A 14,954-nucleotide genomic window follows, 5' to 3' on the forward strand; every position below is an offset into this window, starting at 1 on the left:
ATCCTTGACGAAAAAACAATGTGACAGCACCGCAATTCTCGTTGGACGCGGTCACTCCCAAGTTGGTGGAAGGAAAGACGTCGGCAGATGTCAGCATCCGCGCGGAAATGCTGGCGGTCACGGCGCAGGATCGCCGCATGGTCAGAGAAAAGCTTCCGCAAGTGCACGAGTTCACCTGGCGGAACGGTATCGATAAGGTTGCATTCGGCGAACGTCAGCCAACGAACCTTGGAATCGTTACTTCGGGCAAGGCGTTCCAGGACGTCATCGACGGGTTAAGGCTACTGGGGATCGACGAGGAAGTGGCCAAAAGGCTCGGCGTCGGAGTGCTCAAGATCGGGCTGATCTGGCCTCTCGACCCTGAACCCCTAACGGCATTCGGTGCAAGCGCCAAAGAGCTTCTTTTCGTCGAAGAAAAGCGGCCCCATATGGAATTGCAGGCTGCAAATGCTCTCTATCATCTGCACAACCATCCGGCCATCTCGGGAAAGCGAACGCCGGGTGGCGACCATCTGCTTCCTTCAGATGAACCACTGGATGCTGCGACAGTTGCGCAGGCAATAAGCCAGCGCTTGCTGAACTACGTACCCGAGGACACAAATGAAGTGGCCTCGCTATCCAACGCAAGTCGCGCCTTGACCGACAGGATCAAGACGTGGAACGCGGTGGGAACAAGCCCCCTTGCACGCCGCCCGGTGTTTTGTTCCGGCTGTCCGCATAATCGATCTACTAAAATTCCAAAGGGGTCGTTCGGGGTCGCCGGCATCGGTTGCCACGGTCTTGTGCAGTTCATGGATCGCGATCCCCTTCCCTGTACGCATATGGGGGCCGAAGGTGTGAATTGGGTCGGCCTGCACCACTTCACCGAGACAAAACACCTCTTTGTCAATCTCGGCGATGGTACGTTTTCGCATTCCGGATCCCTAGCTATCCGCGCCGCGGCCAGTTCCAGCGCCAATGTGACGTTCAAGATATTGGCCAATGACATCGTTGCCATGACCGGCGGCCAGACGATCGAAAGCGGGCTCTCGGTCGGAGATATGGTCAGACAGGTAATGACAGATGGAGCCAAACGCGTTGTCGTAGTTGCCGAAGACCCCGAATCCGTTCGCTCCACGCAATCGATTCCGCCAGAGGTGCAAGTTTTGCATCGGACGAAAATGGAGAGTGTTCAAAGCGAACTGCGCGACGTCGTAGGCACCACGGTCATCGTTTATGTGCAGGTTTGTGCAACTGAGAAACGTAAAAGACGCAAGCAGGGGAAAGCGCCACAGCCCGCTACTCGCGTCGTAATCAACCCCGCTGTGTGCGAAGGCTGCGGAGATTGCTCAAAGGCGTCGAACTGTATGTCCGTGCAGCCCCTCGAAACTGAATTCGGCCGAAAGCGGCGGATCGATCAGGCAAGTTGCAATGTCGACATGTCTTGCTTGGAAGGCTTCTGTCCGTCCTTCGTGTCGATCGAGGGAGGCAAACCGAGGAAGCCGTCTCTTCCGAACATCGACCATCTCGTGGCCAAACTGCCGCTCCCGAAAGCGCCGCCATGCGACCGGCCTTTCGGTATGTTACTGGCCGGGATCGGCGGCACCGGCGTCGTGACCGCTTCGGCAATCGTCGGTATGGCCGCACATCTGGAAAGACGCGGCGTCGGCATCTACGACATGACCGGGCTTTCACAGAAAGGCGGCGCGGTCTACAGCCATCTAAGGATCTTTCCGGAACCGGGCGATTATGCGCCTTTCAGGCTCGGGCTTGAAGATGCGGATTTGCTCATTGCCTCGGACCTGATCGCTGCTACGCAGACGGAGCCAATGAAAGCGATCGGCGCGCGCACGCAAATCCTCGCCGACCCATATGTGCCCGCCAATCAAACGTTCCATGACACGCCGGATATTGATCTCGGCGCAGCCCGACTGCTGAGCTTGATCGAGAGCAGGGCCGCTCACGGCATCATCCGAATTCCCGCCACGTCTCTTGCACAACGCGCATTCGGCGAACCTGTATTGGCCAATCTCATCCTGATCGGAGCCGCTGTCCAGTCGGGGCGGCTTCCGCTTTCCACCGCTGCTCTGGAGCAGGCGATCCGTTTAAACGGCGCCGGTGTGGACGCCTCGCTCCAAGCATTCCGTCTTGGGCGAGTGTTTGCCAATGATACCCAGGCAATAGATTCCATTCTGAACCCGAGATCGGGTGACGCGGACCTCGTTCCGGCACCACTCTCCGACCTGGATGCCCGGATCAACCTCCGTGCCAATATGCTGAACTCATATCAGAATGAAGCCTATGCATCGGTCTATCGCACGCTCGTCGAACGCGTTCGCAAGGCCGAGTCCGCCGCACTTCCCGGCTCGACGCGGCTAACGGAGGCGGTCGCGGAATATGCTTTCAAGCTGATGGCCTACAAGGACGAATACGAAGTCGCTCGCCTGCTCTCCGATGCGACGTTCTGGCAGTCGGTGAACGATCAGTTCGAAGGCGGTTCTCCCATGTTTCATCTGGCGCCGCCATTTCTGTTCGGGCGGGAAGGGGCAACAGGCAGGCCGCGCAAACGAAGGTTCCCGGCACGACTCATGCTCCCGGCTATGCGGTGGCTCGCCCGAGGCAAGAGGTTGCGGGGAACCGCGTTTGATCTCTTCGGCTACACGGAGGAACGCCGGACCGAACGGCGACTGCGAGACGAGTACTTCACGATAGTTGAAAGCATGTTGCCAAGCCTCCATGCAGATTGCATCGATGCTGCCGTGGCGCTGGCGTCCTATCCGGACGAGATACGAGGTTATGGCCCCGTCAAGGACGAGGCGGTAAGGCGTGTCGAAACAGAAATTCCAACCCTCAAAGCAAAATTTGCCAACACAGCAAAGATTAAAGAGCACAGCACCAGCCTGGTTGCTTAACCCTGCAATGCACCATCAAAATCTAGGATCAAACACGTAGTTGGAAAATGGAAGGCAATCCTACAATCTTCACTGCATTGCGATGCTTCATCGTCCCATACAGGGCCAACCGTACTGTCAATGTATTTGTCCGCATGGAACCTAGTCGTGTCCGAATGGCACTCAGTGAGCACACAATTCAACTAGAAAAAGCAAAGCAACAGAACTGACGCGACTTATTTCAGTCCTAACACAATAGAGAATTACCGATGAGTACTATCGAAAAGGTTCTCGCGCGCATCGATGCCGATCTCGACAAGAGTTTGGTGCGCCTGTTTGAGCTTCTGAAGATCAAAAGTATTTCCACTGATCCGGTCTTCAAAACTGACTGCCGCGCCGCAGCCGAATGGTTGTCCAGGGAGTTGACGGACTTCGGCATCGATGCGAACGTCCGCGACACTGATGGTCATCCGATGGTAGTCGGACATAAAAAGACCGGAAAGTCGGGCCCCCACGTACTTTTCTACGGCCACTATGACGTGCAACCGGTCGACCCGCCGGAACTCTGGCATTCGGATCCTTTCGATCCGAAAATCGTCATACGAGAAGACGGCACCGAGATGATCGTCGCGCGCGGTGCAGCGGATGACAAGGGTCAACTCATGACCTTCGTGGAAGCAGCCCGGGCTTATGTGGCCGAGACTGGCGATCTGCCTATCGACGTCTCAATTCTCTTGGAAGGGGAGGAAGAGACCGGTTCGCCGTCACTGCATCCGTTCCTCATCGCGAACAAGGATGAACTCACCTGCGACTTGGCACTTGTTTGTGATTCCGACATGTGGGACGCGGAGACACCGGCAGTAACTGTCATGCTGCGTGGACTTGTAAGTGAGGAAGTGTCAGTCAAGGCCGCTGGCCGGGACCTGCATTCGGGCATGTACGGTGGGGCTGCGCGTAACCCGATCCACGTAATTGCAGACATTGTTGCGAACTTACATGACCACAACGGTAAGGTCACGCTCGAGGGCTTTTACGACGGTGTTGTCGAAATGCCATTGGACGTAAAACATCTTTGGGAGGAAATCGGTTTCGATGCCAAAGCTTTCCTCAATTGCGTCGACCTGGAAATTCCCGCCGGCGAGACGGATCGGTCGCTGCTAGAACAAATCTGGACGCGGCCGACTGCCGAGGTCAATGGTATTATTGGCGGCTATGCAGGTGCAGGGTTCAAGACAGTTATTCCGGCGGAAGCATCATTGAAAATCTCTTTCCGCCTGGTCGGCAATCAGGATCCAGTGAAAGTGCGCGATGCCTTCCGATCCTATGTGCATTCCAAGATCCCGGCTGACTGTTCCGTGGATTTCAAGGCACATGGCGGAAGCCCTGCTCTTCGTCTCGATTTCGACAATCCGGCGCTGACCAAGGGCAAAAATGCACTTTCGGATGAGTGGGGTAAGACGGCAGTGCTCATCGGCTGCGGTGGCTCGATCCCGATCGTCGGTGACTTCAAGACCATGCTCGGAATGGACTCTATGCTGATCGGCTTCGGACTGGATGATGACGCGGTGCACTCGCCGAACGAAAAATACAATATGAAGAGTTTTCACAAGGGTATCCGCTCCTGGGCCCGAATCCTGGATGCCCTCTCGAAGGAATGACCTACGGGCAGAAACGATCACCAGTTGGACCCGATAACTAAGACACCGCGCACGCAGCAAGAGCCTTCAATCCACACGATTGGCGTGGATTTGGCGAAATGATATTTTAGGTGCATGGAACTAACTGCGCACGAAACTGTGACATGTAGCGGATGCGCTAAATCCTCCGACACCTGATCACTGTCATCACGCAACAGCCGGTTGGTCGCATTGATTTTCCACCCGGACTTAAAGGACACTTGAGAGGTTACGTCGGCAGCTCGAAACCAATGGTACCCGCATCGAATGTCGAGTCTTCAACAGCAGGCAGGCAGCATTCGCTTCGACGGGCGCTGCGGCGCGGCAAAGCCGCCGCAGTAAATTTAACATTGGTGGCATAGCGTCGAGACCGGTGAACTCTGCCCCTCGTTATTGTAACCCATAAGACATTTTTCAAAGACCAAAGCATCTGTTCACTACAGACATCCCAGACTTGGCAAAGCGTAAATAAGCAACAACTGCTGGCCCGCCGGTATACGCAGATACTTACGAGCACTCGTTTATCACATATTCCTCGGTTTGCTCCCTAACGATAGGCCCGAGATGACCTTCTGCGGATATTCGACCAGTAACGCCTTGGCTCTCAGCGTGCCTTTCACCTTTGTCGATGAGGAAAGCCAGCCATTCCAAACTCCAGACAACCGCCAGGTTGGTGAACATGCTTTGTCGGCGATGTACTTTGGGTATCTGGACAAGAATGCCGGTGGATTAGTTCAGGGTGCTGTCACCGCACAGAAGTTGCCGTCGGAGGCACCCGGTTTTTCCGAACGACTGGCAAACGCTAATCCTTGGATTTCCTCCAGGTTGTCCTGGCGGCTTCATTGGCGACGCAACCGTCGTCGTAGCAAGACGTGCCGTTGTTTCCTCGCGCAGGCCGAACCGCGCGGCGCATGGCAATTTTGATTATGCACCCGCCTTTCTGGCAACTGCGAACAAGTCGACAACGGACGGTTACCGAACCGCCATCATCGAAATGTGCCGGCTGACCACAAAAGCAAGAATGAACAGAATTATTTCAAATATCTGAGGAGGAAACCATGAAGATCAAAAACTGCTTATTACTGGGACTCGCGACTATGTCGCTGGCGACCAGTGCCGCTTTGGCCGGGGAGGATCTCGACCGAGTGATGGAGGAAGGTGTTCTTCGCGTCGCCACCGAAGCCGACTGGGTGCCGCAGAGCTTCCTTGACGACAACAATGAAATGGCCGGGTTCAACGTCGACGTGGCGCGTGAGATCGCGCGGCGCCTAGGCGTTGAAGTGGCGTTCGTTACCCCTGCATGGGAAGTTATCACCGCCGGCAACTGGAACAATCGATGGGATATCTCGGTCGGTTCAATGACACCAACTGAACAACGGGCGAAAGTTCTGAACTTTCCGGCCGTCTACTGCTTCACGCCAGCGGTCGCCGTGGTTCACGCGGACAGTACAGTTCAGGAGATCGCCGAGTTGAACGACCAGCGCATTGGTGCCGTCGCCGCCAGCACGTTCGAACTTTATCTGCAGCACGATCTGACAATCGATGCGAAAGGCGCGTTGCCGTTCGACTATCAGATCAACCCGGGTGAAATTCGTTCGTATCCAACCTCCAGTGCGGTCTACGACGACCTCAGGCTTGGAGATGGAGTACGACTGGACGCACTTATCGACGCAATGCCTGCAATTCTCGCCGCCATTGAAAATTCCTACCCACTGCGCATCGTTGGCGATCCAGTTTTCTATGAACCCTTGGCCATTGCAATCGATCGAGGCGATCAGGAGTTCAACGACGAATTGGCCCGGATCGTTGCGGACATGCGAGCAGACGGGACCCTGACCACAATCTCCGAGCAGTGGTACGGCATTGACTACTCCGCAGCCAAGTAGGCCTTGACGTGCAGGGGCCCGGACTGCTCCGGGCTCCGACCCATCCGGAGGAGATCTCATGCTTTATGTGGACACCGTGGTCGCAGAAAGACTGGTGCACAGGCCACGGTTCATCGTTGCAATGGTGGTTGTTGTTAGCCTTGCGCTGCTGACTTTCAACCTGAACGATACTGTATTCGCCGAAATTCTCAGGCCGATCATCGGCGCCCCCGATCAGGCCGGCTGGTTCGGGCGCTTGTCCATTGCCTTCATCCTGTCGATCCTTTTCATGCTGAATATCGTAGTGATTGGCTTCCTGCAGTTTAAATTGCAGTTGCTGATCGTCTGGTCTGAACTCCTACTGTTGTTTCTGTTCTTCTTCTATGGATTTGAACTGGACTTCGATTTCATCCGTACCAAGTTCTGGTTCCTTGTCACCCAGGGCGTATTCACTACACTTTATGTATCAATGGTTTCGATCGTTCTTGCATCGATCGTTGCCCTGTTCGGGGCGGTGGCCAAGCTGTCATCGAACGGGTTTGCCTATGCGATCGCCAGCTTCTACACGTCGCTGTTTCGCGGGGTGCCGCTGCTGATGCAGGTTTACCTGATTTACCTTGGGCTTCCCCAACTCGGATATGTCATTGACGCTGTTCCTGCCGGAATTCTTGCGCTGGTTCTATGTTATGGCGCCTACATGACCGAGATTTTTCGTGGCGGCATCCAGTCTGTGAGCAAGGGGCAGTGGGAAGCCTCGCGAGCACTCGGTTTCAAGTTTGGTCTGACGATGCGGCGCATCATCCTTCCGCAGGCGATCCCGCTGATCATCCCCTCCACGGGAAACCAGTTCATTGCGATGCTCAAGGACAGCTCGCTCGTCTCGGTCATCGGTGTATGGGAGTTGATGTTTCTCGCAAGAACAGCGGGTTCCAAAGATTTCCGTCACATGGAAATGCTGATTACCGCAGCGCTGATCTACTGGGCCTTGTCGATTATTCTGGAATTGATCCAGAGCCGCATTGAGCGCCACTACCGCACTCAAAGCCATTAGGAGCAGCTCAAATGCCCAACCCGATCATCACGATGACCAGTGTTAACAAATGGTATGGTTCCTACCACGCTCTGAGGAACATCAACTTCTCCGTCGAGCCAGGCGAGAGAATTGTCGTCTGCGGTCCATCCGGGTCAGGAAAGTCGACGATGATCCGAACTCTCAACCGGCTCGAAGCCCACCAGGAGGGCACAATCGTTGTCGATGGCATCGAATTGCACGAAAAGATGAAGGATGTCGATCTCGTACGTATGGATGTAGGTATGGTGTTCCAGCACTTTAACCTGTTTCCTCATATGACAGTGCTGCAGAACCTGATGGCAGGCCCGATGTGGGTTCGTGGCGCGTCCGAAAAGGACGCGCGGAACACCGCGATGCATTATCTAGAAAAAGTGCATATCCCGGAACACAAGGGAAAATATCCCGGCCAGCTGTCAGGCGGGCAGCAGCAGCGGGTCGCAATAGCGCGAGCACTTTGCATGCAGCCCAAGGTGATGTTGTTCGATGAACCGACATCGGCGCTGGATCCGGAAATGGTGAGCGAAGTGCTCGACACAATGACCGAACTCGCCAGAGATGGGATGACTATGGTTTGCGTCACCCATGAAATGGGCTTTGCCAAGGCGGTCGCTGACCGCGTGGTATTTATGGACGCAGGACAGATCATCGAACAGGCCGAGCCGGAGAGATTCTTCGCCAGCCCGAAAAACGAGCGTCTCAAGATCTTCCTCGGCCAGATTCTACAACATTGACAACAACCACACGCGTGCATCGACGTATACCGCCAGCTTTCTCGGCGACATAGAGCAAGTTCTGAGGCGTTGCCGAGCGGCTTCTGTTTTCGAATATCAGGCTTGGAGCGTTTCGTACTCCATCTTGTCGATGTTTTGCAGCGTTCAGGTTGACACCGCTTGCCAGAGGCAGACCACACGACAGAAGAATCCTACATTGCGACGTCGCAGAACATATGTCTTGCGTGCGGAAGGGTCAGGTGGGGAGATTATTGGAACCAATCGGGGTCTGCTCCGGTAGGGGCAGGATAGTACGTTAAGCGAACCGGACCTTCATATAACGCGCAGCGAAAGACCTAAATGAGCCCAAAATCACTGATGCTGCACGTTGCATTGATGTCCGCTCCTGCAATACGTGGACCTGACGAAATGAACATCTCCAACTAAAGAAATCGAAGTCGTTGAAAGGAAATACTTTGAGTACGAAGATCATTATGGACTGCGATCCTGGCACCGACGACGCCTTTTCAATTGCTATGGCCGTTGCGTCTGACGAGCTTGATATTTTTGGCGTCACCACGACTTACGGGAATGTCGGTCTCGATCATACCACCAACAACACCCTCAGAATTCTTGACTGGCTGGGTTCAAACATCCCCGTCTATCAAGGTATTGATCGAGCGTTGCTTGGGACGCTTGTCGATGCGTCTGAGTATCATGGGGCTACTGGACTTGAAGCACCAGAAATCGGGCAGCCGACAAGCACCCCACGAGAAAAAGACGCCGTGTCGTTTCTGATCGACACGCTACGCTCGTCCTCCAGCAAAGTGACAATCGTCGCGTCGGGACCGCTAACAAACTTGGCCGTGATGCTGCGTCTTGCGCCTGATGTGGTTTCAAAGATCGAACGCATCGTTTTCATGGGCGGATCAACCGACTACGGCAACGATAGTCCTGCCGCAGAGTTTAACATGCTGTGCGACCCGCACGCAGCGCAGATCGTTTTTGATGCCGATGTGCCTAAAACTATGTTTGGTTTGAACGTAACGCATCAGGTCATCGCCACGCCGCAGCGTGTTCAGGCAATGCGTGATCTTGGCAATGATGCAGGACGCGTGTTTGCTGACATGTCGGTGTTCTTCGAAAAAGTGTACCGGGAACGCTATGATTTCGACGGGTCAGCCCTTCACGATCCGTGCACTGTTGCTTGGCTATTGCGACCGGACTTGTTTGAAACTCGTAAGATGAGGGTCGACGTCGAAACCAATAGCGGGTTGAGCTTTGGGCGAACGGTACATGATATCTGGAACATTGCTGAAAAAGGGTGCCATACGGATGTGGCCTTGAGTGCGGATGCTGACGGTTTTTTTGAGCTGCTGACCAATCTGCTTTCAAAGCTAAGATAACCAATTGCTGCGCTTCAAACGATGTTTGAACAGTTCGGAGCGGTCATCGGTTCAGATTCGACGAAGGCCTGAAAAGTCCGGCATCACACCAGTTCGATTGTCGTGCAGCGAAGGTCAGGTCTGGCTCCGTTTCAGGGTGCGGTAGACGGTAGGCCGTGACACAGAGAATACTTCAGCCAGATCGCTGATGGAGTAATCCCCGGTGGCGTGCATGCGGCAGAGTTCGCGCTGCTGCTTCTCAGACAGCTTGGGTTGTTTGCCACGCAGTTTACCCTTGGCGCGCGCAATAGCCATGCCTTCACGGGTCCGCATGCGGATCAGATCAGCCTCGAACTCGGCAAAGGTGGCGAGGATGTTGAAGAACATCTTGCCCATTGGATCGGCCGGATCATAGACGGATACGCCGAGGGCAAGTTTCACACCTTTCTCCTGTAGCTGGAAGGCAATGGCGCGGACATCGGGAACAGATCGGGCCAAGCGGTCGAGTTTGGACACGACAAGCGTGTCACCTTCCCGCACGGCTGCAATGGCCTGATCCAGACCGGGGCGAGCGCGATTGGTGCCGGTCAAGCCATGATCTGTGTAGATGCGATCCGGGGCCACGCCGAGATTTTCCAACGCTTGTTTCTGCGCAGTGAGGTCCTGGCTGTCGGTGGAGCAGCGGGCGTATCCGATAAGTGTGGTGTTCATGGCCGAACTGTACGAATAAGGCCCCTTCATTGCAATTTTTATCGTACTATCTATACGAGACGTTCTTTGGGCCAATTTTGTTGACGGGATGTCGCGGCGAGAAATTGTCCGCTGAGCGATCCTCTTACGGACAAGCCTGCCGCCCCTCAAACAAGAAGGGATGATGATCGAGATTGCCCGCCGGAGCTTCTGTCCCATATATCGCCGCTCGGATGGGCGCATATTCTTTTGACAGGCGAGTATAGGTGGCCAAAACGATGAACCATCAGCTTAACGTACTATCCTGCCCCCTTCCGGAGCAGACCCCCAATCGGCCCCAGCGTTAGCGTCGGACGACGTGGACAAGCTTCGATCGGAGCTGCTTGCGCAACAGTCAACCAGGTTGCGTGGCGTCACCAAGTGACCGCCGGCAGATCTACATGCGGCGTCATGATATTAAGCGCGAGGAACTCTGGTTCGCGGACGAGTGAATGCTGGTGTTGCCAGCGGTGATGAATCCGTGCCGGTTGTTGCCTCGATCGCGCTTTGCCTGGCACGGGGATATTGATCGTGCCGAAATATTGGAGAAAATATTAAGGCCGCGTCATCGCAGAGTGTATCGACTGATGCCAACTTTTGATCGTCTCAGAGATACCACCCGAATAGAGGATTAATCGCCTCAATCACCGCATCGACCTTGTCCATCGAGAGGCCGGCAATGTTGATGCGGCCGTTTTCGGGAAGATAGATCGCGGCCTGGCAACGCAGTGCCAAAACTTCTTGCCGTGTCAATGGAAGAAGAGAGAACATGCCCTTTTGTTCGGTTAAGGCCGACGAGCGCTTCCACGCTTTGAACCCCTCGGCCAGCAAAGCTCGCAATGAGCGTACCCGTGCGGACGCTTCCGCCAGTTCAGCCTGCCAGTCCGCACGCAATCCGACGTCGTTCAGAATGGTGCTCACGACTTCTGCTCCATGCGCTGGCGGCATAGAGTATATACTTCGCGCATAGGTGACGAAGTGTGACAGGACGGTCGAATTGGTTTCGGCATTACAAGTGACAAAAAGAGCTCCAGTACGGTCTCGGTACAAGCCGAAGGACTTCGAGCAACTGGCTGCGACCAGCGCCGGGACAGCATCAAGCACTGTTCTGAACCCCGTTCCGTCTTCCTTCAGGCTGTTTCCAAAGCCCAAATAGGCCACATCGATGAGGGGAATTAAACCGCGATTGGCAAGTAGTTCAGCAACCTCACGCCATTGCTCAAGGGAAAGGTCGGCACCTGAGGGATTGTGACAACAGCCGTGCAACAACACCGCGTCGCCCGTTTCGGCCGCCTTGAGAGCTTCGACCAGCTTGTCGAAGCACAGGCTTTGCGCGGAAGGGTCAAAATACTCGTAGGTTCTAACCTCCAAACCCACATCAGCGAAAACCGCGAGGTGGTTCGGCCAAGTTGGTGTGCCAACCCAGATTCGTCTGTTGCAATTGGTCGCCAGCAACCTCGCCGCCAAGTAAAGCGCAGCGGTGCCTCCAGGCGTCTGTATGCCTGCATACAGACGCCTGGATCCCAGAATGAGATCGGCGAACCCTTCAACAAAGGCTCCGTCGCCTTCCGGTCCGACATAGCTCTTGCTTTGCTGGTCTTCAACCAGTCGCTGCTCGGCTGCCTTGACTGCTCGCATCACAGGCGTGCGACCGTGTTCATCGCGGTACACCCCGACGCCGAGGTCAATCTTATTCGAGCGCCGGTCGTCACGGTACAGCCCGATGAGTGTGAGAAGTGGATCTCCCGAAAGAGGAGCTAAGTTTTCGAACATGAGAGGTTGACCTTGGACGTTTTTAGTTGGCCCGGTTTTCAGCGAGATCCGCTGCCTTACTGGCGCAGAAGTTCCAACCAACTGGATGTCTGTTACCCCACCGACTACTGGCTCCCTCGTGAGTTTTGTGGACTGCACGACTAAAGGAACCAGTAGCATTTTGGTTTGTCGACACGGAATGGACCCTTAACGGCTGCCTTCTCTGCAATGAGCTTCATGAATACGCATCGCAGATCATGACGGCCTTTTCACTCATTGGGGGCTGTAGGCAACCGCCTTGATTTCAATCTTCAGTTCGGGCCGTGCCAATCCTGCTACTTCAAGGATCGTCCAGGCCGGATAGGGTGCGTTGATAAAGTCCGATTTGATCGCAACGCAATCAGCCAGGTTATTCTTGATCCCGACATGATAGGTGATCAACTCAACCACATCGTCCAGCGAAGAACCCGCCGCTTCCAGCACGATTTGCAGCCGTTCGAACGCATTGCGGATCTGTTCCGGGTCCGTATCGGGGATCGTGCCGTCAGGGTTCAAACCGATCTGCCCCGCCGCGTAAATGAAATCCCCGGCGCGCACGGCAGCGGAATACTGGAACTTGTCGAAAATGCTGCTGCCATCGGCTGCCTTGAAGCGCGGATCATCGGGGTTGGTCGTTTTTTTGGGCATGTCTTTTCCTTCTTTGTGTCAGATACGTGCGTTGGTCGGCAGTTCCAGATCTAGGAGGATCCGCCCGAATAACTCGCCGATGGGTTCTTCCTGTAAAAGGAAATGCGAACTCATGGCATGGAGGTCACGGAACGACCGCTCCAGGGCTGTCCCCTCTGGAAGCAGGCTGCCACCCACCGACCGAAAGATTTTCTGTGCCTCGCGCAGCGCGATCGTTGTCGAGGTGGCGATCCGCATCCGGAACATTGCCCTGTCCGTCAATTCAATCTCCTCGCCACGATCAACCCGCTCAGTCAAATTTCGGGCACCGTTCACTAGACCTTCTTCCAGCAAGTCGATCACCGCGCTGCCACCGGCAACTGAAATCTGTGCAATTCGATCCTGCGCCTGTGCCTGCCCCGTCCCCGAGGCCACACGCGTCCTTACCGTGTTGCGATAGGTTTCCACTACCGCCCCAGCTACGCCCAATGTCGGCGCCGCCACAGACAGGGCAAATGCTGAGTTCAGCGGATAACGGAATATCGCACCGTCATTAGAACACTCCGGGTGATGCCCGCCGTTTTGCAGCGTCGCCCAATCCATCATGCGGTGCTCCGGCACGAAAACCTCCGGCAAGACCACATTTTTGCTGCCGGTCCCCCGCATTCCCAGCACACGCCAGGATTCATGATCGATATCGAAGGATTTCTTCGGCACCAGAACCAGCACCGTTCGACCGGATTGCTCACCGTCATCTGGTAAAGTGATCAACAACCCGACCCACGACGCAATGTCGATCCCCGAGGCGTAGCGCCATTTCCCCGAAAGCAAAATACCGCCCTCGGCTTGCCTGACATTGATGTCATATCCGACGCCGCCGGTCAGCATTGGCACGATGGCCGCACGGTCACCGCCAAATACCTCTTCCTGCGCCAGGTCGGAAAACTTTCCCACCATCATGAGGTTTGCTGCAACCAACCCCACGATCCACGCCGAGGACGCACAGCCCCGCGCCACCTCGAACACCGCGCGACTTATTTCTGACGGGCACAATTCCAGCCCCCCGAAACGACGCGGCACCGACATGCGGAACAATCCTGCCTCGACCAGCCGCGCGGCGACATCTTCCAGAATACGGTTGGCGGCCTCAATTCGGCCTGCCTGCTGACTTAACCAGGGCTGCAAGTCGCGCGCAGTCAAAACCGGTTCGGCCGCCACTTGGCGCCCCGCCGCCACATTCAGGTTTGACATACTCTTTTCACCTCCGAACTCTGTCTGTGCCTGAAGCTACAGCCATTCAGACGCGCATGCGGTATCGTGGGATACACCCAAAATTTTTCGGAGCGGAGAATGGAACTCTATCAAAGCGGCACCTGGTTGATATCCGACACGCTGATGAGTTCGATGGTCAGGGACGACAGCCTGTTCGTACGCCGACATTTTCGCAAGGACGAAGAAATATACGTGCAGGAGTCGGTCTCGTCGAAATTCTACGTGGTGGTATCTGGACTTGTTCAAATCGCCATGATTCGTGAGGACGGCACTGAGGTGATCCTCGAATTGATGGGCCCGCAAACGGTCTGCGGCGAAGGCGCTGCCATCGACGGGCTTCCCCGATTCTCCGGTGCCACTGCACTTGAGGAAACTGAACTTCTGGAATTCGACGCAAGCCAGCTGCCCCAACTGGCAGCACACAGCCCCGAATTCGTGGTCGCCCTGTTGCAAATCACCGCTCTAAAACAGCGAGTTCTGGCAGTGCGGCTGGAACAACTTTCGTCGCGTGAGCCTGAAACACGCATCATGGAAATGTTCGCACGCCTCGCCCGGATTTTCGCCGAAACCCGATGTGACGGTAAGCTGATCGTACCCAAACTGACCCACGAGCAAATCGCCGCCATGACCGGCAACACCCGTGTGACAGTTACCCGAGCACTTGGCCGTCTGAAGGAACGCGGTGAAATCGCGATCGTAAACGGTCGAATCCTGCTGATGTCAGAGCGCTTCCGAGATTGATCCGCGCCAGTGCCTGCAGATACCGACCAACGTCTCAAAAACGGCAGATATTACGGGATAGTTCCAACAGGACAGGTCCCAGATGACTCCAGACTGAACCGCCCCGGGTTTACCGAAGAGATTTTGTTTCAAAGATTATGCGGCTTTATCAAGTCGGTTCAAGTTTTCAAAGAAGGCCTCCTCGGCTTCTGTGGGAGTTTTGTATTCGATGGCGCT

13 protein-coding genes are annotated in these 14,954 nt (G+C 55.2%); 9 read left to right on the forward strand and 4 right to left on the reverse strand.

Features of this window, described 5'->3' with window-relative positions; genetic code table 11:
• Nucleotides 1–20: 20 nt before the first annotated feature.
• The 7 genes from M0H32_RS27635 (at nt 21) to M0H32_RS27665 (ending at nt 9,599) form a co-directional block, all read left to right on the forward strand.
• Nucleotides 21–2,891 (forward strand): indolepyruvate ferredoxin oxidoreductase family protein, encoded by a 2,871-nt coding sequence (locus M0H32_RS27635; RefSeq protein ID WP_248159845.1) that lies wholly within the window; start codon nt 21–23, stop codon nt 2,889–2,891.
• A 248-nt stretch (nt 2,892–3,139) separates the two neighbouring features.
• Nucleotides 3,140–4,528: a M20/M25/M40 family metallo-hydrolase gene (locus M0H32_RS27640; protein ID WP_248159847.1), complete on the forward strand. Its 1,389-nt coding sequence runs from the start codon at nt 3,140–3,142 to the stop codon at nt 4,526–4,528.
• Between the two features lie 582 nt (nt 4,529–5,110).
• Complete coding sequence (locus M0H32_RS27645) at nt 5,111–5,470, forward strand: hypothetical protein (RefSeq protein WP_248159849.1); 360 nt, start codon at nt 5,111–5,113, stop codon at nt 5,468–5,470.
• Between the two features lie 134 nt (nt 5,471–5,604).
• Nucleotides 5,605–6,432 carry a transporter substrate-binding domain-containing protein gene (locus M0H32_RS27650; protein ID WP_248159851.1) on the forward strand — a complete coding sequence of 276 codons (828 nt, stop codon included), beginning with the start codon at nt 5,605–5,607 and terminating at the stop codon, nt 6,430–6,432.
• A gap of 58 nt (nt 6,433–6,490) precedes the next feature.
• Nucleotides 6,491–7,462, forward strand: a complete 972-nt coding sequence (locus tag M0H32_RS27655; RefSeq protein ID WP_248159853.1) for an amino acid ABC transporter permease — start codon at nt 6,491–6,493, stop codon at nt 7,460–7,462.
• A gap of 11 nt (nt 7,463–7,473) precedes the next feature.
• Nucleotides 7,474–8,214: an amino acid ABC transporter ATP-binding protein gene (locus M0H32_RS27660; RefSeq protein WP_282449591.1), complete on the forward strand. Its 741-nt coding sequence runs from the start codon at nt 7,474–7,476 to the stop codon at nt 8,212–8,214.
• Nucleotides 8,215–8,669: 455 nt separating this feature from the next.
• A complete protein-coding gene (locus M0H32_RS27665) occupies nt 8,670–9,599 on the forward strand; it encodes a nucleoside hydrolase (RefSeq protein ID WP_248159855.1) in 930 nt (309 codons plus the stop codon).
• 114 nt (nt 9,600–9,713) lie between these two features.
• Here M0H32_RS27665 and M0H32_RS27670 read toward each other — a convergent pair whose 3' ends face one another.
• The 4 genes from M0H32_RS27670 to M0H32_RS27685 form a co-directional block, all read right to left on the reverse strand.
• On the reverse strand, nt 9,714–10,289 hold the full coding sequence (locus M0H32_RS27670; protein ID WP_248159857.1) for a recombinase family protein: 576 nt from the start codon (nt 10,287–10,289) through the stop codon (nt 9,714–9,716).
• Nucleotides 10,290–10,913: 624 nt separating this feature from the next.
• Nucleotides 10,914–12,080: an amino acid aminotransferase gene (locus tag M0H32_RS27675; RefSeq protein ID WP_248159859.1), complete on the reverse strand. Its 1,167-nt coding sequence runs from the start codon at nt 12,078–12,080 to the stop codon at nt 10,914–10,916.
• A gap of 252 nt (nt 12,081–12,332) precedes the next feature.
• The gene (locus tag M0H32_RS27680; protein WP_248159860.1) at nt 12,333–12,746 is read right to left on the reverse strand and encodes a RidA family protein; all 414 of its coding nucleotides are present in this window, start codon (nt 12,744–12,746) and stop codon (nt 12,333–12,335) included.
• Nucleotides 12,747–12,764: 18 nt separating this feature from the next.
• Nucleotides 12,765–13,976: an acyl-CoA dehydrogenase family protein gene (locus M0H32_RS27685; RefSeq protein WP_248159861.1), complete on the reverse strand. Its 1,212-nt coding sequence runs from the start codon at nt 13,974–13,976 to the stop codon at nt 12,765–12,767.
• A gap of 99 nt (nt 13,977–14,075) precedes the next feature.
• Between M0H32_RS27685 and M0H32_RS27690 the strand changes: the two genes are divergently transcribed.
• A complete protein-coding gene (locus tag M0H32_RS27690) occupies nt 14,076–14,738 on the forward strand; it encodes a Crp/Fnr family transcriptional regulator (RefSeq protein WP_248159862.1) in 663 nt (220 codons plus the stop codon).
• A 9-nt stretch (nt 14,739–14,747) separates the two neighbouring features.
• The coding region (locus M0H32_RS27695; RefSeq protein WP_248159863.1) for a hypothetical protein at nt 14,748–14,954 on the forward strand (207 nt) is incomplete at its 3' end.

The sequence above is a fragment of the Roseibium sediminicola genome (assembly GCF_023156505.1).
In the GTDB taxonomy this organism is placed as follows: Bacteria; Pseudomonadota; Alphaproteobacteria; order Rhizobiales; family Stappiaceae; genus Roseibium; species Roseibium sediminicola.

What these genes read in the sequence shown, in the direction of transcription:
- M0H32_RS27670 (WP_248159857.1), bottom strand. Translation starts at nt 10,289, where the DNA reads ATGAACACCACACTTATCGGATACGCCCGCTGCTCCACCGACAGCCAG.
- M0H32_RS27645 (WP_248159849.1), top strand. Translation starts at nt 5,111, where the DNA reads ATGACCTTCTGCGGATATTCGACCAGTAACGCCTTGGCTCTCAGCGTG.
- M0H32_RS27690 (WP_248159862.1), top strand. Translation starts at nt 14,076, where the DNA reads ATGGAACTCTATCAAAGCGGCACCTGGTTGATATCCGACACGCTGATG.
- M0H32_RS27685 (WP_248159861.1), bottom strand. Translation starts at nt 13,976, where the DNA reads ATGTCAAACCTGAATGTGGCGGCGGGGCGCCAAGTGGCGGCCGAACCG.
- M0H32_RS27650 (WP_248159851.1), top strand. Translation starts at nt 5,605, where the DNA reads ATGAAGATCAAAAACTGCTTATTACTGGGACTCGCGACTATGTCGCTG.
- M0H32_RS27680 (WP_248159860.1), bottom strand. Translation starts at nt 12,746, where the DNA reads ATGCCCAAAAAAACGACCAACCCCGATGATCCGCGCTTCAAGGCAGCC.
- M0H32_RS27660 (WP_282449591.1), top strand. Translation starts at nt 7,474, where the DNA reads ATGCCCAACCCGATCATCACGATGACCAGTGTTAACAAATGGTATGGT.
- M0H32_RS27655 (WP_248159853.1), top strand. Translation starts at nt 6,491, where the DNA reads ATGCTTTATGTGGACACCGTGGTCGCAGAAAGACTGGTGCACAGGCCA.
- M0H32_RS27640 (WP_248159847.1), top strand. Translation starts at nt 3,140, where the DNA reads ATGAGTACTATCGAAAAGGTTCTCGCGCGCATCGATGCCGATCTCGAC.
- M0H32_RS27675 (WP_248159859.1), bottom strand. Translation starts at nt 12,080, where the DNA reads ATGTTCGAAAACTTAGCTCCTCTTTCGGGAGATCCACTTCTCACACTC.